Raw genomic sequence first — 19,761 nt, 5'->3', positions numbered from 1 at the left:
TTTGGGGTGAGCGAAGTCCGCAATGGAGCGCAGGCACTGCTGGAGGCGGCGCGAGCCGCGGGGGCGGAGATCTGCTTCGCCAATCCCGGCACGACCGAGTTGACTCTCGTCCATGCGCTGCAACGCGTGCCGTCGATCCGCCCGGTGCTGGGATTGTTCGAGGGGGTGTGTACGGGCGCGGCGGATGGATATTCGCGCGTGTCGGGACGGGTGGCGCTGACGCTGCTGCATCTGGGGCCGGGCTTCGCCAATGGTATCGCCAATCTGCACAATGCGCGGCGGGCGCATTCGTCGATCGTCAACATCATCGGCGATCATGCGACCTGGCACCTGCGCTACGACGCGCCACTGACGTCCGATATCGAATCGCTGGCGAAGCCCGTGTCGGGACGGGTGGTGCGGATGGGATCGGTCGGGGCGATCGACGCCGACGTCGCCGCTGCCTTCGACGCAGCGGTCGCTGCGCCCGGTGCAGTGACGACGATCATTGCGCCGACGGACATCATGGACGCCGCCGTTCCCGGTGCCCCCGCCGTGGCGGCGACCATGCGGCCGCCGGCGACGACCGTGCCGGACGCTGCGATCGATGCGGCTGCGGCGGTGGCGGGCGGGGCGGGCGAGCGTATCCTGCTGCTCGGCGGCAACGCGCTGGCCGAACGCGGCCTGCGCGCCGCGCAGCGACTGGCGGCGGCGACCGGCATCCGGCTGGTGATGGAGCCGTATCCGGCGATCGTGTCGCTGGGCGGCGACCTGCCGGTGATCGAGCGGCAGGCCTATTTCCCCGACGACGTGCTTCGCCAGTTCGGGACGGCACAGGTGATCCTGGCCGGGGCGCGCGCGCCGATCAGCTATTTCGGCTATGAAGGGCATCCGAGCGAACTGGTGACCGTCGACCGGCTGACCGTGCTGGGCGCAGCGGCGGACGATAATGCGGCCGCGCTGGAGGCTCTGGCCGATCGGCTGGGCGCGCCGGCGGTGGCGCCGGTCCGCACGTCGGCCGAGTGCCCCGCCATCGGGGAGCGGCTGACCGCCGACGCGATCGTCGAGGAGCTGGTCGCCCAACTGCCCGAGGACGCCGTGATCTCGCTGGAGGGATCGACCCTCGGCGGCCCCTATTTGCGGCAGGCGCATCGGGCCGCGCGGCATCGGGTGATGACCAATACCGGCGGCGCGATCGGCCAGGGGCTACCCTGCGCAGTCGGCGGGGCGCTGGCAGCGCCGGGAGCGCGTGTCGTCGCGCTCCAGTCGGACGGCAGCGGGCATTATACGCTGCAGGCGCTGTGGACGATGGCGCGCGAGCGGTTGCCGGTGACGATCGTGATCGCCGCCAACCACCGCTACGGCATCCTCCAGACCGAATTGACCCGGGCAGAGGTGCCGCTCGACCAGTCGGCGGTCGCGCGGTTGACGAGGCTCGACAATCCCCGCGCGGACTGGACCGCGCTGGCCGCCGGCTACGGCGTGCCGGCGGTGCGGGTCGAGACGCCCGCCGCCTTCGCGGAGGCGCTGCGGCGCGGCCTGGCGAAGGACGGGCCGCTGCTGATCCAGGCCGAGCTGCCATGACGGCGCACGCGGAGCCGGTCGCGATCGTCACCGGCGGCAGCGGCGATATCGGTCGCGCCGTCGCCGCCGCGCTCGCCCGTACCATGCAGGTCGTGGTGACCGCGCGCCGGGCCGCGCCGCTGGGGACGGTGGCGGGCGCACGCATCCACGCCCATCCCTCCGACGCGCTCGACCAACGATCGGTCGATACTCTCGCAGACTGGACGCTGGAGCGGTTCGGGCGGATCGATGTGCTGGTCAATTGCGCGGCTAGCACCGCCAGCGTTGCCGGATCGATCGAGGATGTCGATGTCGACGGGCTGGTCGGCGACCTCGATACCAAGGTCGGTGGATATCTGCGCTATGTGCGCGCCGTCGTGCCGGCGATGAAGCGGCAGGGCGGGGGGCGCATCGTCAATATCGGCGGGCTAACAGGCCGCTCGTCGGACACGCTGAGCGGGATGCGCAACGTCGCGGTGAGCCATCTGACCAAGGTGCTGTCCGACCAGCTTGGTGCGCACGGCATCGCGGTGAACGCGGTGCATCCCGGCATCGTCGCGACGCCACACCTCGACGCGGTGTTCGCGCGTCATGCCCAAGCCCAGGGCACGACCCCGGCGGCGATCGCCGCGACGTATGTCGCGGAGATCCCCATGCGCCGGATCCTGTCGGTCGAGGAGATCGCCGATGCCGTCGCCATGCTCGCCGCGCCGGGGATGACCGCGATCACCGGCCAATCTATCACCGTCGACGGCGGTTATTCGCGCGGCATATATCTGTAGACGGGTAGGCGATGGACGAAGGCGAACAGGACCGGATCGATCGCTATCCTGCGGTGCTGCGCGGGCTCCACTGGGCGCGCGCGGTCCTGATCCTTGGGATGATCTGCGCCGGCTGGACGATGACGCGGATGCCGGACGAGGCCGTCGCGAAGTTCGGCGACTTCTATCCGCTGCACAAGAGCTTCGGGCTGCTCGCGTTGCTGGTCGTGCTGGTCCAACTGGCGATTCGCGCGCGTACCCGGCTGCCGTACCCGCCCGCCGCGCTGCCCCGGCACGAGGCGGTACTGGCCAAGGGTGTCCATCACGCCATGTACGTGCTGCTCGTGCTGGTGCCGGTGATGGGTTATTCGATGTCGAGTAGCTTCACCCAGAGCGACGGTGTCACCTTCTTCGGGATCCCAGTGCCCGAGCTGCTCGGCAAGGACGATCGCTGGTTCGCGGTGTTCCAATGGCTTCACCGGGTGCTCGCCTATACGCTGCTCGGCCTGATCGTGCTGCATGTCGGCGGGGCGCTGAAGCATCGCTTCCTCGACCGGGACCGGCGCGCCGACGTGCTGCCGCGCATGTGGTGGTGACGCGATGACGAAGGACAGTTTCGATCGTGGGTTGCGGACGCGGCGCGCGGTGCTGGGCGATACCTATGTCGATGCCGCGCTTGGCCGGGCAGGAGATTTCGGCGCGCCGATGCAGCGGCTGACCACCGAGATCTGCTGGGACGGAATCTGGAACCGGCCGGGGCTGGACCGCCGCAGTCGCAGCCTCGTCAACCTGGGCATGATCGCCGCGCTCAACCGCCCGCACGAACTGGCCGCGCATGTCCGCGCCGCGCTGCGCAATGGCCTGACCGTCGCGGAAATCCAGGAGGTGCTGTTGCAGGCCGCCGTCTATTGCGGAGTGCCGGCCGGGGTCGACAGCTTCCGCATCGCCGGCGAGGTCGTTGCGGCCTGGGAAGCCTCGCCCGACGGCTGAGCGTCGCTGCGCCCATCGCCGACCCGTCCGCTTGCACGGGGTGTGGAAAAGCGACTATTGCATTCACAATGCATATTGCCCCCTTCGCGGACAGGCTGATGCGTGGACGTAACAGTGGCGCGGGCAATCATGGACGACAAGGTCGATATCGGAAACACCATCGCGATGATGTCATTCGCGGCGGTGGTGAGTACCGGCAGCTTTTCCGCCGCCGCCAACCTGCTCGGTTATTCGAAGGCGGCGGTCAGCCGGCAGATCTCGCGGCTGGAAGAGGCGGCGGGCATGAAGCTGCTCGACCGGACGACCCGCACCGTCACGGTGACTCCGGCGGGCCGCGAGATGTACCAGCATTGCGCGCGCATCGCCGACGAAGTGAACGAGGCGAACCGGGTGATGACAGGCATGCTGTCGCGGCCGCGCGGCGACCTGAAGGTCAATGCGCCGGTCGTCGCCTCGCTGTTCAACATCACCCAGGCGATCCCGGCCTTCCTGCACGAATATCCCGATATCCGGCTGTTCATGAACCTGTCGGACAGCAAGGCGGACCTGCTGAAGGGCAATTTCGACGTCGCCTTCTGGGTCGGCGAACCATATGACGTGACGCTCGATACGGTGAAGCTATGCGACTATGAAATGGTGCTGGCCGCCTCGGTCGACTATCTCGACCGGCGCGGACGCCCGGCGACGGCGGCGGAACTGAAGGAGCATCTCTGCATCCTCGAAACCCATTTGTCGCGGATCGGCGAGTGGCGCCTGTCGGCGGACGAGATCATCTCGGTCAATCGTGGCGCGCTGACCTCGAACAGCGTCCGGCTGACGCGCGAGGCGATGCTGGCCGGCATGGGCATCGGCTACTTGCCCCGCTTCCTGCTGGAGAGCGACATCGCTGCGGGGCGGATCGAGGTGCTGCTGCCCGACGTCGTGTCGCAGCGGCTGCCGCTGTACCTGCTGTTCTCGCGCGGGAACTATGCGCTGTCGAAGGTGCGGGCGTTCGTGGACTATCTGACGGCCGCGATCAGTGATGCGCCGTCGTCCGCGTCGGGGCGCGGTATCCGCCTGGCCAGCGCGGTCTAGTCCGGACGCCCGGCAGCCGGATTTAGCGCCTACCGGACAGCGGACCTTGCGGCGTGCTGGCGCCGCCCCTCCGCAGCGGCGGTCTCTTCCGCGCCGCGTACGCTGGGGCGGGCACCGACGGTCGCCAGATAGCGGGTCAGGTGCGGCCAGCCGTCGGTGGGGATGGCATGGGCATGCGTCCACATCGCGATCGTGTAGCAATGCGCGTCGGCGATGGTGAAGCGATCGCCGGTCAGGAAGACGCGGTCGGCTAGCTGTGCGTCGAGCCATCCCAGCCGTCCGTCCAGATAGGTCCGCGCGATCGCGCGATACTCCGGTGGCGTCGTCGCCTTGAACATCGGCATGAAGCCGCCCTTGTGCAGGTCGGCACCGACGAAGCTCATCCATTCCAGAACGCGATACCGCGCCATCGTTCCCGGCGCCGGCAGCAGGCCCGCTTCGGGATGACGATCGGCCAGATACTGCATGATGACCGCCCCCTCGCTCAGCCGCTCGCCATCGGGCAGTTCGAGCGTCGGTACGGTCCCCTTGGAATTGATGTGCAGATAGTCTCGGCCGTCCGCCAGCCGCTTGTGCACCATGTCGACCCATTCATAGTCGAGCGCGATGCCAATCTCTCGCGCGACGATATCGACCGCCAGCGAGCATCCCCGCACTTCATGGTATAATTTCACGCGACCCCTTTTCCTGCCGGCGGAAATCCTGTTGGGCAGCCTTAGCCCTATTGGCGGGCGGATCAATATAGTTTAAGCTTAAAATTATTAAATGACGGCGGCTGGACGAGAATGGAGTGCGCGTGACGGAGCACGTTCGGGAAAAGCATGACGGCGAACTCGGCGGGCGGCTGGACATTCGTGTCCTGCTGCGGCTGCTGAGTTGCTCGATGACGATCGAGAAGCGGCTGCGACGCCGCTTCGTCGAACAGTTCGACACCACGCTGCCGCGCTTCGACGTGCTGGCCACGCTGGAGCGGCATCGAGGCGGGATCACCATGAGCGCGCTGTCGCAGTCGCTGCTGGTGTCGAACGGCAACGTCACGGCGGTCGTGCGGCAGCTGGAGGCGGACGGCCTGCTGGTGTCGCGGCCGGCACCCGACGATCGCCGTCGCTCGATCGTGGCGCTGACCGAGCGCGGTCGCAGCCATTTCCAGGAGCTTGCGGCGGCGCATCACGGCTGGATCGCGACGATGTTTGCCGCGATGCCCGATGACAAGCTGGCGGCGTTGTACGATCTGCTCGCCGCGCTGAAGACGTCGCTCGGGGCAGAGCAGCAGGAGACGGCATGACCTTCGTATCGCGGCAGCAGGTCCGCTTCGCGCATATCGATGCCGCCGGCATCGTCTTTTACCCGCGCTATTTCGAGATGCTGAACGCGGCGGTGGAGGATCTGTTCGCCGACGTGGTCGGCACCGACTTCGCCGCGATGCACCAGCGGCTGGGGCTGGGTGTGCCGACCGTCAGCCTGGAGGCCGAGTTCGTATTGCCGAGCCGGCTGGGCGAGATGCTGGACTTTGCGCTCGACGTGACGCGCATCGGACGCAGCTCCGCGCATCTGTCGGTCGATGTGACCTGCGATGGAGCCCCGCGGCTGCGCGCGACGGTGGTGCTGGTGTGTATGGCGCTGGAAAGCGCGCGCGCGCACCCTTGGCCCGACGATTTCCGGATGGCACTCGAACCGGTCGCGGCGTGAATGCCCGGGTGGAGCGGCGCTCCACCCGGCACGCTGTCACCCCGCGACGACGGGATGGCGCAGTCGGCCGATGCCGACGACCTCGCCCTCGATCACGTCGCCGGGCGTGACCCATTCCTGTGGCGAGCGGCCGGCTCCGACCCCCTCGGGCGTGCCGGTGGCGATGATGTCGCCGGGCTCCAGCGTGATGCCCTGACTGATGTCGGCGATTAGCTCGTCGACCTTGAACAGCATGTGACTGGTGTTGTTGCGCTGCTTCTCGACGCCGTTGACGGTCAGCCACAGGTCGAGCGTTTGCGGATCGGGGATTTCGTCGGCGGTGACGATGCATGGACCCATCGGGCAATAGCTGTCCTGCCCCTTGGAATAGATCCACTGGCCTGCCCGGCGGCAGTCGCGCGCGCTCATGTCGATCAGCGTGGTATAGCCGAAGACATGCGCTAGCGCGTCCTCGCGGCGGACGCGGCGCGCGGTGGTACCGATGATGCAGCCCAGCTCGATCTCCCAGTCCAGCTGGCGCGTGATGTCGGCGCGGTGGACGATCGGGTCACCCGGGGCGATCACGCTGGTCGGCGGCTTGGAGAAGATCACCGGCTGCTTGGGCAGGTCGGGCGAGGTGTCGAGCGCCTGCGCGCTTTCGGCGACATGGTCGATATAGTTCAGACCGATGCCGAACACGTTCTTGCGCGGGCGCGGGATCGGCGCGAGCAGGCGCACATTGGTGAGCGGCAGCGCGCCGTTGACCGGCCAGCGGCCCTTCGCCTCGCTGAGCAGCGCCGCCAGTTCGGCGAGCGCCACCGGGCCCAGGTCGATGAAATCGAGCATCCGTGCTGGCAGCGGTACGCCGGCGCGCGCGCCGAGGCGTGCGACATCGACGACGATCCCGTCGACGATCACGCCCAGTCGAGCTTCGGCTTCGATCCCGGCGCGGTAAGTGACGAGACGCATGGAAATCCTTTCGAATACGAGGGAAAGATCAACGAAGGACGGGCTGCCGGCCGCCATTCTCCGCCAGCCCCTCCGAACGGTAGAGGCCGAGCGCGCGCATGGTCGGCAGGTCGTGGAACGAGAACAGACAGGCGTCCTCGCTCGCCGAGCCGTTGACATGCTCGTGCCACATCCAAGACGGCACGACGAAGATGTCGCGCTCCTTCCAGTCGAGCCGCTTGCCGCCGACGATCGAGTGGCCGGAACCCTTGGCGCACTGGAAGACGAAATTGCCGACCTCGCGATGCGCCAGCGTGTGCTCGCCGGGGCGCAGCAACTGCATCGATGCGCCGATCGTCGACATGGGCGGGCCGCCGTTGAAGGGATTGACATAGTTCATATGGATGCCGTCATAGGGCGACCCGTCGCTGGCACGGGCGTAGCGCAGGAGCGCCTCATAGGTCGGCTCCCACTCATATTTCAGCAGCGGCGAATAGCGTTTCGACCAGGTTTCCCCGGCGGGCAGCAGCGCCGCGTTGCCCCATGTCGCGGTGGAATCGTCAACCGGAAAGCCGACCGCTTGGTTCAGGTCGGGATGCACCTCGTAAAAATTGGCGTCGAGTGCGTTCATCAGCGGGATGTCGAGCCCATCCTGCCAGATGCATACCGTGCCGTCCTCGGTCACGCCATGTTCGTGCCACGTCCCGTTGGGCGTCAGCACAAAATCGTTGCGACCCAGCGTCATCTTGTGGCCATCGACATTGGTGAAGGCGCCTGACCCCTCCATGATGAAGCGCAGCGCCGAGGCGGAATGGCGATGGGCGGAGGCGACCTCGCCCGGACCCATCACCTGCAATCCCGAATAGAGCCAGCCGACCGCCGCCGACACGTCGCGCCGGCCCGGATTGGCGAGATAGACGACGCGACGCCCCGCCTTTTCCGGGCTGACCAGTTCCAGCGCGCGCAGCACATGGTCGCGTAGCCGGTCGTAATGCCAGACCACGGGCTGGGAGCCCGACTTCGGCTCCCACGGCTCGATCTTGTTGGCGACGGTCCACAGCGCGCCGGCGTGCTGGGCTTCCAGATCGCGATAGAAGTCGATCAGTTCGGCGGTATCGCCGACATTGGCACGCCCGGCGACGTCCTCGCGGAATGCGTCATAAGCCTCGGTCGCCATGCACCGTCTCCTCGTGGAATATTGTTATAGGCTTAAAACATCTTGCCAAGCGCTGTCAATCCGGGCAATCGATGGCGGATCGCTCAGGAAGGATCGCTCGCCCATGCTGAACCTGCCCCGTTTCAAGGCCGCCGCCGTGCAGGCGGCGCCGGCGTTCCTCGATCCCGTCGCCACGGTCGACAAGGCGGCGTCGCTGATCCGCGAGGCGGCGGCGAACGGCGCGGCGCTGGTCGCCTTTCCGGAGGTGTTCGTGGCGGGCTATCCCTATTGGAGTTGGATCGTCGATCCGGTCGCGGGAAGCGCGTGGTTCGAAAAGCTGGTCCGTGCCTCGATCATGGTGCCGGGGCCGGAGGTCGACCAACTCTGCACGGTCGCGCGGGAGGCGGGCGTCCATGTCGTGATCGGCGTCAATGAGCGCAGCCCGGTGTCGCTCGGCACGCTCTACAACACGATGCTGTTCATCGGCCCCGACGGCGAAATCCTGGGAAAGCACCGCAAGCTGGTGCCGACCTGGGCGGAAAAGCTGACCTGGGCGCATGGCGACGGATCGACGCTGACGGTGTACGATACCGCGATCGGCCCGCTCGGCGGACTCGCCTGCGGGGAAAATACCAACACGCTCGCCCGCTTTACCCTGCTGGCGCAGGGCGAACTGGTGCATGTCGCCAGCTATATCGCGCTGCCGGTGGCGCCGCCCGACTATGACATGGCGGAGGCGATTCGGGTGCGCGCGGCGGCGCATTGCTTCGAGGGCAAGCTGTTCACGATCGTCTCCTGCTCGACCGTGTCGGAGGAGATCATCGCTGCGATGGAGACGCTGGTCCCCGACGCGCGGGCGCGGCTGGAGCGGAAGAACAGCGCCTTTTCCGGCATCCTCGGCCCCGATGGTCGCACCGTCGGCGCGCCGCTGATCGACGAGGAGGGTATCGTCTATGCCGAGATCGACTTGTCGCGCTGCATCCAGCCCAAGCAGATGCACGACATCATCGGCCATTATAACCGCTTCGACATCTTCGACCTGCGTGTGAACGCCATGCCGCAGCAGCCGGTCCGCATCGCGGCCGAAACAAAGGCCGAGCCCCTGCCGGCGCTCGCCGACGCCCCTTCATCCTGACCCGCCAGAGGACCGCCATGACTCAGCGCAGCTATCGCATCGGCCAGATCGTGCCGTCGTCGAACACCACCATGGAAACCGAGATCCCGGCGATGCTGCGCGCGCGCGAAGCCGTGCTGCCGGAGCGCTTCACCTTCCATTCCAGCCGGATGCGGATGAAGAAGGTGGTGAAGGAGGAGTTGGAGGCGATGGACCGCGACAGCGACCGCTGCGCGATCGAACTCACCGACGCCCGGGTCGACGTGCTCGGCTATGCCTGCCTCGTCGCGATCATGAGCATGGGGCCCGGTTATCACCGCGAGTCGGCGCGGCGGCTGCACGAGCGGACCGTGGAGAACGGCGCGCCGACCCCGGTGGTGACGAGCGCCGGCGCACTGGTCGAGGGGCTGAAGCTGATGGGCGCCAAGACGATCTCGATCATCTGCCCCTATATGAAGCCGCTCACCCGGCTAGTGGTCGACTATATCGAGAATGAGGGGATCGCCGTTCGCGATTTCGCGGCGCTGGAGATACCCGACAATCTGGACGTCGGCCGCCACGATCCCGAGCGGCTGCTCGACATCTATCAGCAGGTGGATCGGGACGGGATCGACGTGTTCGTTGCGTCGGCCTGTGTGCAGATGCCATCGCTGCCGATCATCCAGCGGCTGGAGGATCGGATCGGTGTGCCCGTCGTGTCTGCGGCGGTTTGCACCACGCATCAGATGCTTGACCGGCTGGGGCTGGAACGTCGCCTGCCGGATGCCGGCGCGCTGCTGGGCGGCAAATACTGATCGTCCATCCGTCCCGCGCTAGGTAGGGCGGATAAGGGTAAGAAAAAAAGAGGCGCATCCGGATGTTCGATGCCCAGTTTGATCCACGGCGTTGCCGGCTTCACATCCGCTATACCGGCTTCTGGTCGGCACATGACGCCCATGCGATCGTTGACCGGATGCGCGCGGCGCTGGCCGGGGCGGCGGGGCCGGCGGCGCGCAGCTTCACCCTGCTCGACGACCTGCGCGACTGGCCGGTCCAGTCGCAGGAGGTCCTAGAGATCACCCGGGGCTTCGCCGATCTGGTCCGGCGCGCGCCGGTTTCGCTGAACGCGATGATCGTCCCCAGCGCGCTCTTGCGCTTGCAGGTCGGCCGCACGCTGCACGATCTGCCCAACTGCTCGATTTTCGATACGTACGAGGAGGCCGACCGCTGGCTGGCGAAGGTCGAGACCGTCGCAACCTGATTGACAGGCTCACGCCCTATATATATGCATATGCATATTATTGAGGCGAGGAACCATGGCAGAGCGATCGTTCGCGCGTGAGGTGGAGCATCTGCGGCTGGGGGAAGGCGACGTCTTCAAAGGCGAGGCGATCCTGGCGATCACCAAAGGGCTGCTCCAGTCCGGCGTTGCCTATGTCGGCGGCTATCAGGGGTCGCCGATCTCGCACCTGATCGACGTGTTGGCCGATGCCAAGGACGTGCTCGACGAACTGGGCGTCAATTTCCAGAGTTCCGCGAACGAATCGACGGCCGCCGCGATGCTGTCCGCCTCGGTCATGTACCCATTGCGCGGGGCGGTGGCGTGGAAGTCGACGGTGGGCACCAACGTCGCCTCCGATGCCTTGTCCAACCTCGCCTCGGGCGGGGTGACGGGCGGTGCGATGGTCATCGTCGGCGAGGATTATGGCGAAGGCTCCTCGATCATGCAGGAGCGCACTCACGCCTTCGCGATGAAGTCGCAGATGTGGCTGCTCGATCCGCGTCCCGACCATGGCTGCATCGTCGACCTGATCGAGAAGGGGTTTCAGTTGTCGGAGGCGTCGGCGACGCCCGTGATGCTGCAGGTCCGGGTCCGCACCTGCCACATGCACGGCAGCTTCGCATGCAAGGACAATGTCCGACCCGCCTTCACGATCGCCGACGCCCTGACCAACCCACGGCGCGACTTGGACCGCATCGTCCTGCCACCGGCCGCCTATGCCCACGAGCGGGAGAAGATCGCGCAGCGTATGCCCGCCGCGATCGACTTCATCCGCGATCATCACCTGAACGAACGGTTCGGGCCGGACGAGGGGCCGGTCGGCATCGTCCTGCAGGGCGGCATGTACAACAACGTCATCCGCGCGCTGCAATATCTCGGCCTTTCGGACGCATATGGCAACACGGCGATTCCACTCTATGTGATGAACGTCACCTATCCGATGATCGATACGGAGATCGCCGAGTTCGCGGCCGGCAAGGACGCGCTGCTGATGGTCGAGGAGGGGCAGCCCGAATATCTGGAACAGGCGCTCCACACCGTGCTGCGCCGCCGCGACTTGGCGACGAAGGTACGCGGCAAGGACGTGCTGCCGATGGCGGGCGACTATACCGCCCAGGCGATCATGATCGGGGTGCAGGCGTTCCTGGAGGATCATGCGCCGCGACTGCTCGGCAATCGGCCGCCGGTGCCCGACGCGCGCGCGGTACTGGCTGACCCGACGGTCGAGCGGCTGAAATCGGTCGTGCCCCCCCGTCCGCCGGGCCTGTGCACCGGATGTCCGGAACGCCCGATCTTCGCCGCGATGAAGCTGGTGCAGGAGGAACTGGGCGAGCATCATGTCTCCGCCGATATCGGCTGCCACCTGTTCTCGATCCTGCCACCGTTCAACATCGGCAACACGACGATGGGCTATGGCCTGGGCCCCGCCTCGACCGCGGCGTTCGGGGTAAAGGCCGGCAAGCGTTCGATCGCGGTGATGGGCGATGGCGGTTTCTGGCACAACGGCCTGACCAGCGGCATCGGCAACGCCGTGTATAACAAGCATGACGGCGTGTTCCTGATCGTCGACAATTTCTATTCTTCGGCCACCGGCGGTCAGGACATCCTGTCGTCGCGGGCGGAGAACAAGACCCGCGCCACCAACAACCCGATCATCGACGCGGTGCGCGGCATCGGCGCGAAATGGGTGCGCGAGGTCGATCGCACCTATGACGTCGGTAAGATGCGCAGCGTCCTGAAGGAGGCGCTGACCACCCCCGATGCGGGGCCCAAGATCATCATCGCGTCCTCGGAATGCATGCTGAACAAGCAGCGTCGCGTGAAGCCGCTGGTCGCGCGTCATATCAAGGAAGGCAAGCGGGTGGTGAAGGAGCGGTTTGGCGTCGACGAAGATGTCTGCACCGGCGACCATAGCTGTATCCGCTTGTCCGGCTGCCCGTCGCTGTCGGTCAAGACGCTCGACGACCCGCTGCGCGACGATCCCGTCGCGGCGATCGACAATAGCTGCGTCGGCTGCGGCAATTGCGGCGAGGTGTCGGAGGCGGCGGCGCTCTGTCCGTCCTTCTACCGGGCCGAGGTGGTGCACAACCCGACCGCGACCGAGCGGCTGGGCGAGCGGATGACGATGGCGATGATCCGCTTCCTCCAGCGCCGCCGCGCCGCGCGCCGCATCGCGGTGTCGGCATGAGCGTGGCACAGGGACTGGTACTGCCGCTCGCTCCGGCCGGTCCGCCGACCGAACGGCCGATCGCGATCGCGATCGTCGCGATGGGCGGGCAGGGCGGCGGCGTGCTGACCGGCTGGATCGTGCGACTGGCCGAGGAGGCGGGCTGGGTGGCGCAATCCACTTCCGTCCCCGGCGTAGCGCAGCGTACCGGCGCGACGATCTATTATGTCGAGATCATGCGCGCGGCGAACGGGCAGAAGCCGATCCTGGCACAGATGCCGACGCCGGGCGATGTCGACATCGTGCTGGCATCGGAATTCATGGAGGCGGGCCGGTCGATCCTGCGCGGCATCGTGACGCCCGACCGAACCACGCTGATCGCGTCCAGCCACAGGTCGCTGGCGATCAGCGAGAAGAGCGCGCCGGGCGAAGGTATCGCCGAAAGCGGGGCCGTGGTCGATGCGATCGGCGTCACCGCACGCCAGCAAATCATCTTCGACATGGACGCGCTGGCGGTGCGTAACGGCAGCGTCATCTCCGCCGCGCTGTTCGGTGCGCTCGCCGGATCGGGCGCACTGCCGTTCGTGCGATCCGCCTATCACGCGGTGATCGCGGCGGACGGCAAGGGCGTCGCGGCAAGCATCAAGACGTTCGACGCGGCGTTCGATCGCGTGGTGGCGGGGCCGGAGGGCGAGCCCGAACCCGAGCCGGTCGAGGCACCCACCGCGACGCTTCCGCCCATCGACCCGCGTTTCCAGATGCTGCTGACGCGGATGCAGGACATGGTGCCGCAGCCGGCGTGGGCGATGGTGCAGGCGGGGCTGGCGAAGGTCGTTGATTATCAGGACGCGCGGTATGGCGAGGAGTATCTCGACGCGCTGGCCCTCGTCGTCGTGGCCGACCGCGCCGCGGGGGGCGGGCCACGCGGATGGGCGTTCACCGAACATGCGGCCAAATATCTTGCCAACGCGATGACCTATGACGACGTCATCCGCGTTGCCGACCTGAAGACCCGCGCCGCCCGCCGTACGCGGATCGAGCGAGAGGTCGGCGTCCGCCCGGACCAGATCCTGCGGACCACCGAGTTCATGCACCCGCGGATGGAGGAGGTCGCTGGAACATTGCCAGCCGGGATCGGCCGCTGGCTGGAACGTCGACCGCGCCTCTACGCCTGGCTCGACGCCCGCGTGAACAGGGGAAGACGAGTGCGCACTTATGCGTTGCTCTGGTTCCTCGCCCTGTACCTGCTGGCGGGGATGCGCGTGCTGCGCCGCCGCTCGCTGCGCCATTCGGTGGAGGTCGCGCATCGCGACGCGTGGCTGGGCTATGCGATGGAGACGCTCGGCCACAATTATGAGCTGGCGGTCGAGGTGTTGAAATGCCGGCGGCTCATCAAGGGCTATTCGGATACTCATGCGCGCGGCCTGTCGAAATTCGACCGCGTGATCGCGACGATCCGCGCCATCGAGCAGCGCGGCGACGCCGCCGACTGGGCGCGGCGGCTGCGCGAAGCGGCGATCCGCGACGCAGGGCAGGATGGTCTGGACGGCGTGATTGCCACCATCTCCTCGTTCACCGGGCCCGGGCCGGTCGCTGCCTCGGCTTGACGGCGACCCGGGGTTCCGCCTTTACGCGGAGCATCGGTGGAGTGAGGGCATGAGCGAACGGGATAGCAAAAGGCGCGTTGGCCAGCCGCCGCATACGCAGGCCGCGCTGGAGGATTTCGTCCCCTATCTGGTCAATCGGCTGGCCAGTGCGGGGCAGAGCGCGCAGAACAAGCGGCTGGCCGCCGCCGGGATCAATACGGTGACGCTGCGCACCCTGTCGGTGCTGCACATCCAGAACGGGCTGACCGTCAACGAAATTACGGCCCGCGCCTTTGCCGAGCAATCGACCGCCAGCCGCGCGATCGACGCCATGGTGACCAACGGCCTGGTCGAGCGGCACGTGTCCGAGCAGGACGGCCGCCGCCGCGAGATCGGCCTGACCGAAGACGGCAGCACGCTGCTCCACGCCTGCTGGCCGCAGATGGAGGAGCATTACGCGGTCATGACCGCCGGCATCTCCGAAGACGACCTGGCGACGTGCAAGCGCGTCCTGTTGCGGATGATCGCCAATCTGCGCGGTGACGACGGATGATCGCGCACGCTTGACTTCAGCCGACAACCGGTAGAAATATGCATGTGCATATTATTTGACGGTCGACCGGTGCAGCCTGACGCCTGATCGTACCGCCGGTTCTGGGGGAGCGAGGGTGAGCAGCGAAACGACGTTCTCGAGGTTTGCGGCGACCGCCATCGCCTTTCGCGACCGCCCCTTTCTGAACGTCCTGCCCGAGACCGCGAACGTCTACGGGATTGAGGCAGGCGAGATCAGCTATGGCGCGATGGCACAGCGCGTGGCGACGTGGCGCGACGTGTTGCATGCGGCCGGTTATGGCCCCGGCACGCGGGTCGGCCTGCTGTTGCAGAACCGGCCGGTGTTCCTGGAAATCTGGTTCGCGCTCAACGCGCTCGGTGCGTCGGTCGTACCGTTCAATCCCGACCTGCGGCTCAGCGAGCTGGAATATGTCATTGGCCATTCAGGCATGGCCACCGCCTTCGTGCTACCCGCCCGCCGTGACGAAATCGCGGTCGCCGCCCGCAACGCCGGCAGCGACATGGCCGTGATCGTGCCGGGCGAACCGGTGCCGCCGCTGGCGAGCCCGGCGATCAATGGCACCGCGCCGGATGCGGCGACGGAGGCGGCACTGCTCTACACGTCGGGTACCACCGGCAGTCCCAAGGGCTGCGTGCTGACCAACACCTATTTCCTCCATTCGGGCGACTGGTATCGCGACGTCGGCGGCGTGCTGGTGCTGCATCCGGGCGAGGAGCGGATGCTGACGCCGCTGCCGGTGTTCCACATGAACGCAATGGCGGTATCGGTGATGGCGATGGTGACGGTCGGTGGCTGCCTGACGCTGCTCGATCGGTTTCATCCAAGGACGTGGTGGGATTCGGTGCGGCGCAGCGGTGCGACCTGCCTCCATTATCTGGGCGTGATGCCGTCGATGCTGATGAAGGCGCCGCCGGATCCGCAGGATCGCGCGCATAATGTTCGCTTTGGCTTCGGCGCGGGGGTCGCGACCGAGCTGCACGCGCCGTTCGAGGCGCGGTTCGGCTTTCCGCTGGTCGAGGCGTGGGCGATGACGGAAACCGGCAGCGGCGGCGTGATCTGCGCCAGTCGAGAGCCGCGTAAGACGGGTACCAGTTGCTTCGGCCGGCCGAGCGCGGACGTGGATATCCGCATCGTCGACGATGATGGGCGTGACGTGGCGGGCGATGCGCCCGGCGAGCTGCTGGTTCGCCGCGCCGGGGCCGATCCGCGCTATGGCTTTTTCCGCGAATATCTGAAGAACCCGGCGGCGACGGCGGAGGCGTGGCAGGACGGCTGGTTCCACACCGGCGATATCGTGTCGCGCGACGGTGACGGCGACCTGCACTTCGTCGACCGCAAGAAGAACGTCATCCGCCGTTCGGGCGAGAATATCGCCGCCATCGAGGTCGAGACGATCCTCGCCAAGCATCCGCTGATCCGCCAGGTCGCGGTCGCCGCGACCCCAGACGCGGTGCGCGGCGACGAGGTCGCGGCACTGATCGTCGTCGATCCCGCCGACCGCAACGCCGCGACGGCCGAGGCGATCAGCACCTGGGCGTTGGGCGAGATGGCCTATTACAAAGTGCCGGGCTGGATTGCGTTCGTCGACGACCTGCCGCGCACTCCCACCGAAAAGATCCTGCGCGCCGCGTTGAAGACGCAGGTGGTCGAGGCGATGGCGCGGGGGGCGTTCTTCGACTTGCGCGCGCTGAAGAGACGGCAGGTGTGATGCGCTGCGCCGCCGCCTATGACGATGTCGTGCTCTGCGCGCCGGTGACGGTGCCGTATGAGCGGTTCTCGATCCGTTCGGCGCACTGGTGGGCTGGACGGGCGCTGCGCGGCCTTGCCAAGGCGGCGGGGCTGCGCCCCGCCGATATCGACGGCTTCTGCTTCGCCAGCTTCTCGGCAGCGCCCGACACGGCGGTGGGCATGGTCCAGCATCTGGGCTTAAGCCCGCGCTGGCTCGATCATCTGCCGACCGGCGGGGCGAGCGGTGTGATGGCGCTGCGCCGTGCCGCGCGAGCGGTGCAATGCGGCGATGCCGAACTGGTCGCCTGCGTCGCGGCGGACACCAATCATATCGATAGTTTCCGGCGCACGCTGGCTGGATTCTCGCGCTTCTCGCAGGATGCTGTCTATCCCTATGGTGCCGGCGGGCCGAACGCGACCTTCGCGCTGATCACCGATCATTACATGCGCAAATATGGCGCGACGCGCGAGGATTTTGGTCGGCTCTGCGTCGCGCAGCGCGACAATGCGCTGAGCAACCCGCTGGCCTTGCAGCGCCGCCCGCTGACCCTTGAGGACTATCTGGCGGCGCGGCCGATCTGCGACCCCGTCCACCTGTACGATTGCGTCATGCCGTGCGCCGGTGCGGAGGCGTTCATCGTGACCACGCCCGAGATCGCGGAGCGTCGCGGCCTGAGGACGGCATGCATCCTGTCGACGATCGAGCGGCACAATGCCTTTCCCGACGATCCTGTCCAGTGGCGGGGTGGCTGGGCAATGGATGTCGATGCCCTGTGGACGGCGGCGGACAGGGTGCCGGCGGATGTCGATGTCGTGCAGGTCTATGACGACTATCCGGTCATCATCGCCATGCAGCTGGAGGATCTGGGGTTCTGTGCCAAAGGCGAGGCGCCGGCATTCCTGCGTGCGACCGATTTCCGCATTGCCGGCGACCTGCCGCTGAACACCAATGGCGGACAGTTGTCGGCGGGGCAGGCGGGCGCGGCGGGCGGGTTTCAACTGGTGACGGAGGGGTTGCGCCAGATCCTGGGCCAGCCGCTCGGCGATCAAGTGCCGGATGCATCGCTTGCCGTCCTCTCGGGGTTCGGGCTGGTCAATTACGATCGCGGCGTCTGCACGGCGGCGGCGGTGATCGAGACCTGTGCATGATGCCCCCGCGCGAACCACGCGATCCGCTCGCCCGCCGCAAGGAGCGGCACGTCCCGCCATCCGCGCGTAGCGGCGCGCTCGTTGCCTTGTCGGCGCGGGCGGCGCTCGGCCGCTTCGTGCTCCAGCGCTGCACCGATTGCAGCGCCGTCACCTATCCGCCGCGCGACATCTGCCCGCGCTGCTGGGGTCCCCTTGCATGGGAGGATCAGCCGCGCGGCGCCCGGGTCGTCGCCGCGACGACGATCCGTGTCACCACCGATCTCTATTTCCGCGACCACCTGCCCTGGCGGATCGGCACCGTCGCGCTCGATGCGGGGCCGACCGCAATCGTCCATCTCGATACGCGGCTAAAGCTCGGCGACCGCGCCGTGATGCGGCTGGTGCTGGACCCGGGCGGCGACGCCGCGCTGTTCGCGATGCCGGAAGGGGGAAAGCTGATGGACGACCGACAGGGACGCGCATTCGTGGTGCCGGTGCGCGGCCGCAGCGTCCTGGTGACGGATGGCGACAGCGCGGTGGGGCAGGCGGTGGTGCGTGCCGTGCAGGCGGCGGGTGCGGCCGCAATCGTCGCCGGTTCCGCCTCACCCGCGCAGCCACGGCCGGTCGAAGAGGGTGTGCGCCGGATCGGGCTGGACCTGACCGACACGCGGTCGGTGGCGCAGTGTTTCGCCGGCATCGCCGGCCCGCTGGACATCGTCGTCAATACGGCGCGGCTGGTCCGCCCCGGGGCCGGGCTGGTCGACCAGAAGCGGATGCTCGATTTGGGGGTGGTCGGCCTGCTGCGGCTGACCGAGGCGTCGGCACCGCTGCTGGCCAGTCGCCCGGCGGGGGCGTTCGTCGACCTGTTGTCGACCCATGCCCTGGCGCCGGATGCCGCCTTCGCCGCCTTTTCTGCGGCGGAGGCGGCCCGGCATGCGCTGGTCCAGAGCTTCCGCCACCGAATGCGTAGCGAGGGTGTGCGGGTCATGACGATCTTCGCGGGGCCGATCGACGATCAGGACCATCAGTCGCTGCCGCTTCCCCGCCTCGCCCCCGCCCGTCTCGGTCAAGCGGTGGTCGAGGCGCTGGAGACGGGGCGGGAGGAAAGTTTCGTGGGAGAGACCGCCGCCGACGCCCTCGCGCGCCGGCAGGACGATCCCGCTCTTTATGCACGGGAGAAAAATCGATGACCGGCACCAGCCCGACGCTGTCGACCCTTGTCCAGGATCTCGCGACCGGGCGGGTCCGGGTGCTCGATCTGACTAACACGCTGTCGCCCGACTTTCCAGTGATCGTGCTGCCGGCCGAGTTTGGCCAGTGCGAACCGTTCCGGATGGAGCGGGTGTCCCGCTACGACGCGGATGGGCCGGCGTGGTACTGGAACAATATCTCGATGAACGAGCATACCGGCACGCATTTCGATGCGCCGGCACATTGGATCACCGGGCGCGACGTGCCGAACGGCACTGTCGACGCGCTGGCCCCCAACGACTTCGTCCACCCCGCCATCGTCATCGACATCAGCACCGAAAGCGCCGCCGACGCCGATTTCATCCTGACCCGCGCCTTTCTGGAGGATTGGGAGAGCCGGAACGGGGCGATCCCGCCGCGCCACTGGATCCTGCTGCGGACGGACTGGTATCGGCGGGTCGGCACGCCCGACTATCTGAACCTGAAGGAGGACGGTGCCCATTCGCCAGGGCCGGACGCCGACGCGATGCGCTTTCTGGTGCACGAGCGCGACTGCGTGGGGCTGGGGGTGGAGACGGTTGGCACCGATGCCGGGCAGGCGGCGCATTTCGAGGAGCCGCTGCCCGCCCATTCGGTGTTGCACGGCAATGGCCGGTTCGGCCTGCAATGCCTGACCAGCCTCGATCGGCTGCCCGTGCGGGGGGCGGTGATCGTGGCGGCGCCGCTGAAGATCCTAGGCGGATCGGGAAGCCCGCTGCGGGTCATCGCGCTGGTCCCGGGCGAGGCGGCGTGACGATGGCCGGAACTGCCATGTTGGCGGCCACAAGTGCCATGTCGCGGCCGGGCACGTCGGCGGATGCTCGCCGCTTCCGG

The 19,761-nt window shown here is 67.4% G+C and carries 20 protein-coding genes; 17 read left to right on the top strand and 3 right to left on the bottom strand.

Annotated features, from left to right (window positions below; genetic code table 11):
• Positions 1-6: 6 nt before the first annotated feature.
• From SP6_RS18370 to SP6_RS18350, 5 genes are all read left to right on the top strand, one after another.
• Entirely contained in the window at positions 7-1,563 is a 1,557-nt protein-coding gene (locus tag SP6_RS18370; protein WP_007405612.1) for an acetolactate synthase large subunit, read from the top strand.
• On the top strand, positions 1,560-2,324 hold the full coding sequence (locus SP6_RS18365) for an SDR family NAD(P)-dependent oxidoreductase (protein WP_007405616.1): 765 nt from the start codon (positions 1,560-1,562) through the stop codon (positions 2,322-2,324). The genes SP6_RS18370 and SP6_RS18365 overlap by 4 nt, the downstream gene beginning before the upstream one ends.
• Positions 2,325-2,335: 11 nt before the next feature.
• Positions 2,336-2,899, top strand: coding sequence for a cytochrome b (locus SP6_RS18360; RefSeq protein WP_007405611.1), 564 nt, complete (start codon positions 2,336-2,338; stop codon positions 2,897-2,899).
• Between the two features lie 4 nt (positions 2,900-2,903).
• Positions 2,904-3,293 carry a carboxymuconolactone decarboxylase family protein gene (locus SP6_RS18355; protein WP_007405544.1) on the top strand — a complete coding sequence of 130 codons (390 nt, stop codon included), beginning with the start codon at positions 2,904-2,906 and terminating at the stop codon, positions 3,291-3,293.
• A gap of 114 nt (positions 3,294-3,407) precedes the next feature.
• The gene (locus tag SP6_RS18350) at positions 3,408-4,367 is read left to right on the top strand and encodes a LysR family transcriptional regulator (protein WP_007405601.1); all 960 of its coding nucleotides are present in this window, start codon (positions 3,408-3,410) and stop codon (positions 4,365-4,367) included.
• A 29-nt stretch (positions 4,368-4,396) separates the two neighbouring features.
• On the opposite strand, the gene gstA is transcribed toward SP6_RS18350, so the two are convergent.
• Entirely contained in the window at positions 4,397-5,041 is a 645-nt protein-coding gene (gstA, locus tag SP6_RS18345; RefSeq protein ID WP_007405516.1) for a glutathione transferase GstA, read from the bottom strand.
• A gap of 122 nt (positions 5,042-5,163) precedes the next feature.
• On the opposite strand from gstA, the gene SP6_RS18340 reads away from it, so the two are divergent.
• Together SP6_RS18340 and SP6_RS18335 are read left to right on the top strand one after the other, a co-directional pair.
• Positions 5,164-5,652: a MarR family winged helix-turn-helix transcriptional regulator gene (locus tag SP6_RS18340; protein WP_007405586.1), complete on the top strand. Its 489-nt coding sequence runs from the start codon at positions 5,164-5,166 to the stop codon at positions 5,650-5,652.
• Positions 5,649-6,056, top strand: a complete 408-nt coding sequence (locus tag SP6_RS18335; protein WP_007405519.1) for an acyl-CoA thioesterase — start codon at positions 5,649-5,651, stop codon at positions 6,054-6,056. Before SP6_RS18340 ends, SP6_RS18335 begins: the two co-directional genes overlap by 4 nt.
• 36 nt (positions 6,057-6,092) lie before the next feature.
• Here SP6_RS18335 and SP6_RS18330 read toward each other — a convergent pair whose 3' ends face one another.
• Both SP6_RS18330 and SP6_RS18325 read right to left on the bottom strand, forming a co-directional pair.
• Positions 6,093-7,004 (bottom strand): fumarylacetoacetate hydrolase family protein, encoded by a 912-nt coding sequence (locus SP6_RS18330; protein ID WP_007405600.1) that lies wholly within the window; start codon positions 7,002-7,004, stop codon positions 6,093-6,095.
• Between the two features lie 28 nt (positions 7,005-7,032).
• Positions 7,033-8,160 (bottom strand): cupin domain-containing protein, encoded by a 1,128-nt coding sequence (locus tag SP6_RS18325; RefSeq protein WP_007405580.1) that lies wholly within the window; start codon positions 8,158-8,160, stop codon positions 7,033-7,035.
• 103 nt (positions 8,161-8,263) lie between these two features.
• On the opposite strand from SP6_RS18325, the gene SP6_RS18320 reads away from it, so the two are divergent.
• From SP6_RS18320 to SP6_RS18275, 10 genes are all read left to right on the top strand, one after another.
• Complete coding sequence (locus SP6_RS18320; RefSeq protein ID WP_007405576.1) at positions 8,264-9,274, top strand: carbon-nitrogen hydrolase family protein; 1,011 nt, start codon at positions 8,264-8,266, stop codon at positions 9,272-9,274.
• Between the two features lie 17 nt (positions 9,275-9,291).
• Complete coding sequence (locus SP6_RS18315; protein WP_007405585.1) at positions 9,292-10,047, top strand: maleate cis-trans isomerase family protein; 756 nt, start codon at positions 9,292-9,294, stop codon at positions 10,045-10,047.
• 62 nt (positions 10,048-10,109) lie between these two features.
• Positions 10,110-10,493, top strand: a complete 384-nt coding sequence (locus tag SP6_RS18310; RefSeq protein ID WP_007405623.1) for a hypothetical protein — start codon at positions 10,110-10,112, stop codon at positions 10,491-10,493.
• A gap of 55 nt (positions 10,494-10,548) precedes the next feature.
• Positions 10,549-12,702: a thiamine pyrophosphate-dependent enzyme gene (locus SP6_RS18305; protein ID WP_007405619.1), complete on the top strand. Its 2,154-nt coding sequence runs from the start codon at positions 10,549-10,551 to the stop codon at positions 12,700-12,702.
• The gene (locus SP6_RS18300) at positions 12,699-14,288 is read left to right on the top strand and encodes an indolepyruvate oxidoreductase subunit beta family protein (RefSeq protein WP_007405618.1); all 1,590 of its coding nucleotides are present in this window, start codon (positions 12,699-12,701) and stop codon (positions 14,286-14,288) included. The genes SP6_RS18305 and SP6_RS18300 overlap by 4 nt, the downstream gene beginning before the upstream one ends.
• 49 nt (positions 14,289-14,337) lie before the next feature.
• Positions 14,338-14,820: a MarR family winged helix-turn-helix transcriptional regulator gene (locus tag SP6_RS18295; protein ID WP_007405570.1), complete on the top strand. Its 483-nt coding sequence runs from the start codon at positions 14,338-14,340 to the stop codon at positions 14,818-14,820.
• Between the two features lie 115 nt (positions 14,821-14,935).
• Positions 14,936-16,549 (top strand): AMP-binding protein, encoded by a 1,614-nt coding sequence (locus tag SP6_RS18290; RefSeq protein WP_007405543.1) that lies wholly within the window; start codon positions 14,936-14,938, stop codon positions 16,547-16,549.
• Positions 16,549-17,718: a thiolase family protein gene (locus tag SP6_RS18285; protein ID WP_007405522.1), complete on the top strand. Its 1,170-nt coding sequence runs from the start codon at positions 16,549-16,551 to the stop codon at positions 17,716-17,718. The genes SP6_RS18290 and SP6_RS18285 overlap by 1 nt, the downstream gene beginning before the upstream one ends.
• Positions 17,715-18,887, top strand: a complete 1,173-nt coding sequence (locus tag SP6_RS18280; protein WP_007405501.1) for an SDR family NAD(P)-dependent oxidoreductase — start codon at positions 17,715-17,717, stop codon at positions 18,885-18,887. Before SP6_RS18285 ends, SP6_RS18280 begins: the two co-directional genes overlap by 4 nt.
• Positions 18,884-19,681 (top strand): cyclase family protein, encoded by a 798-nt coding sequence (locus SP6_RS18275; protein ID WP_007405510.1) that lies wholly within the window; start codon positions 18,884-18,886, stop codon positions 19,679-19,681. Before SP6_RS18280 ends, SP6_RS18275 begins: the two co-directional genes overlap by 4 nt.
• Positions 19,682-19,761: the final 80 nt, after the last annotated feature.

Source organism: Sphingomonas paucimobilis NBRC 13935 (assembly GCF_000739895.2).
Lineage (GTDB): Bacteria > Pseudomonadota > Alphaproteobacteria > Sphingomonadales > Sphingomonadaceae > Sphingomonas > Sphingomonas paucimobilis.
This window is presented reverse-complemented; position numbering and strand designations above follow the sequence as displayed.

Bases quoted from the DNA above. Each gene is read 5' to 3' on its own strand.
- SP6_RS18365 (WP_007405616.1), top strand. From the start codon at position 1,560: ATGACGGCGCACGCGGAGCCGGTCGCGATCGTCACCGGCGGCAGCGGC.
- SP6_RS18360 (WP_007405611.1), top strand. From the start codon at position 2,336: ATGGACGAAGGCGAACAGGACCGGATCGATCGCTATCCTGCGGTGCTG.
- SP6_RS18355 (WP_007405544.1), top strand. From the start codon at position 2,904: ATGACGAAGGACAGTTTCGATCGTGGGTTGCGGACGCGGCGCGCGGTG.
- SP6_RS18335 (WP_007405519.1), top strand. From the start codon at position 5,649: ATGACCTTCGTATCGCGGCAGCAGGTCCGCTTCGCGCATATCGATGCC.
- SP6_RS18330 (WP_007405600.1), bottom strand. From the start codon at position 7,004: ATGCGTCTCGTCACTTACCGCGCCGGGATCGAAGCCGAAGCTCGACTG.
- SP6_RS18325 (WP_007405580.1), bottom strand. From the start codon at position 8,160: ATGGCGACCGAGGCTTATGACGCATTCCGCGAGGACGTCGCCGGGCGT.
- SP6_RS18320 (WP_007405576.1), top strand. From the start codon at position 8,264: ATGCTGAACCTGCCCCGTTTCAAGGCCGCCGCCGTGCAGGCGGCGCCG.
- SP6_RS18315 (WP_007405585.1), top strand. From the start codon at position 9,292: ATGACTCAGCGCAGCTATCGCATCGGCCAGATCGTGCCGTCGTCGAAC.
- SP6_RS18310 (WP_007405623.1), top strand. From the start codon at position 10,110: ATGTTCGATGCCCAGTTTGATCCACGGCGTTGCCGGCTTCACATCCGC.
- SP6_RS18305 (WP_007405619.1), top strand. From the start codon at position 10,549: ATGGCAGAGCGATCGTTCGCGCGTGAGGTGGAGCATCTGCGGCTGGGG.
- SP6_RS18300 (WP_007405618.1), top strand. From the start codon at position 12,699: ATGAGCGTGGCACAGGGACTGGTACTGCCGCTCGCTCCGGCCGGTCCG.
- SP6_RS18295 (WP_007405570.1), top strand. From the start codon at position 14,338: ATGAGCGAACGGGATAGCAAAAGGCGCGTTGGCCAGCCGCCGCATACG.
- SP6_RS18285 (WP_007405522.1), top strand. From the start codon at position 16,549: ATGCGCTGCGCCGCCGCCTATGACGATGTCGTGCTCTGCGCGCCGGTG.
- SP6_RS18280 (WP_007405501.1), top strand. From the start codon at position 17,715: ATGATGCCCCCGCGCGAACCACGCGATCCGCTCGCCCGCCGCAAGGAG.
- SP6_RS18275 (WP_007405510.1), top strand. From the start codon at position 18,884: ATGACCGGCACCAGCCCGACGCTGTCGACCCTTGTCCAGGATCTCGCG.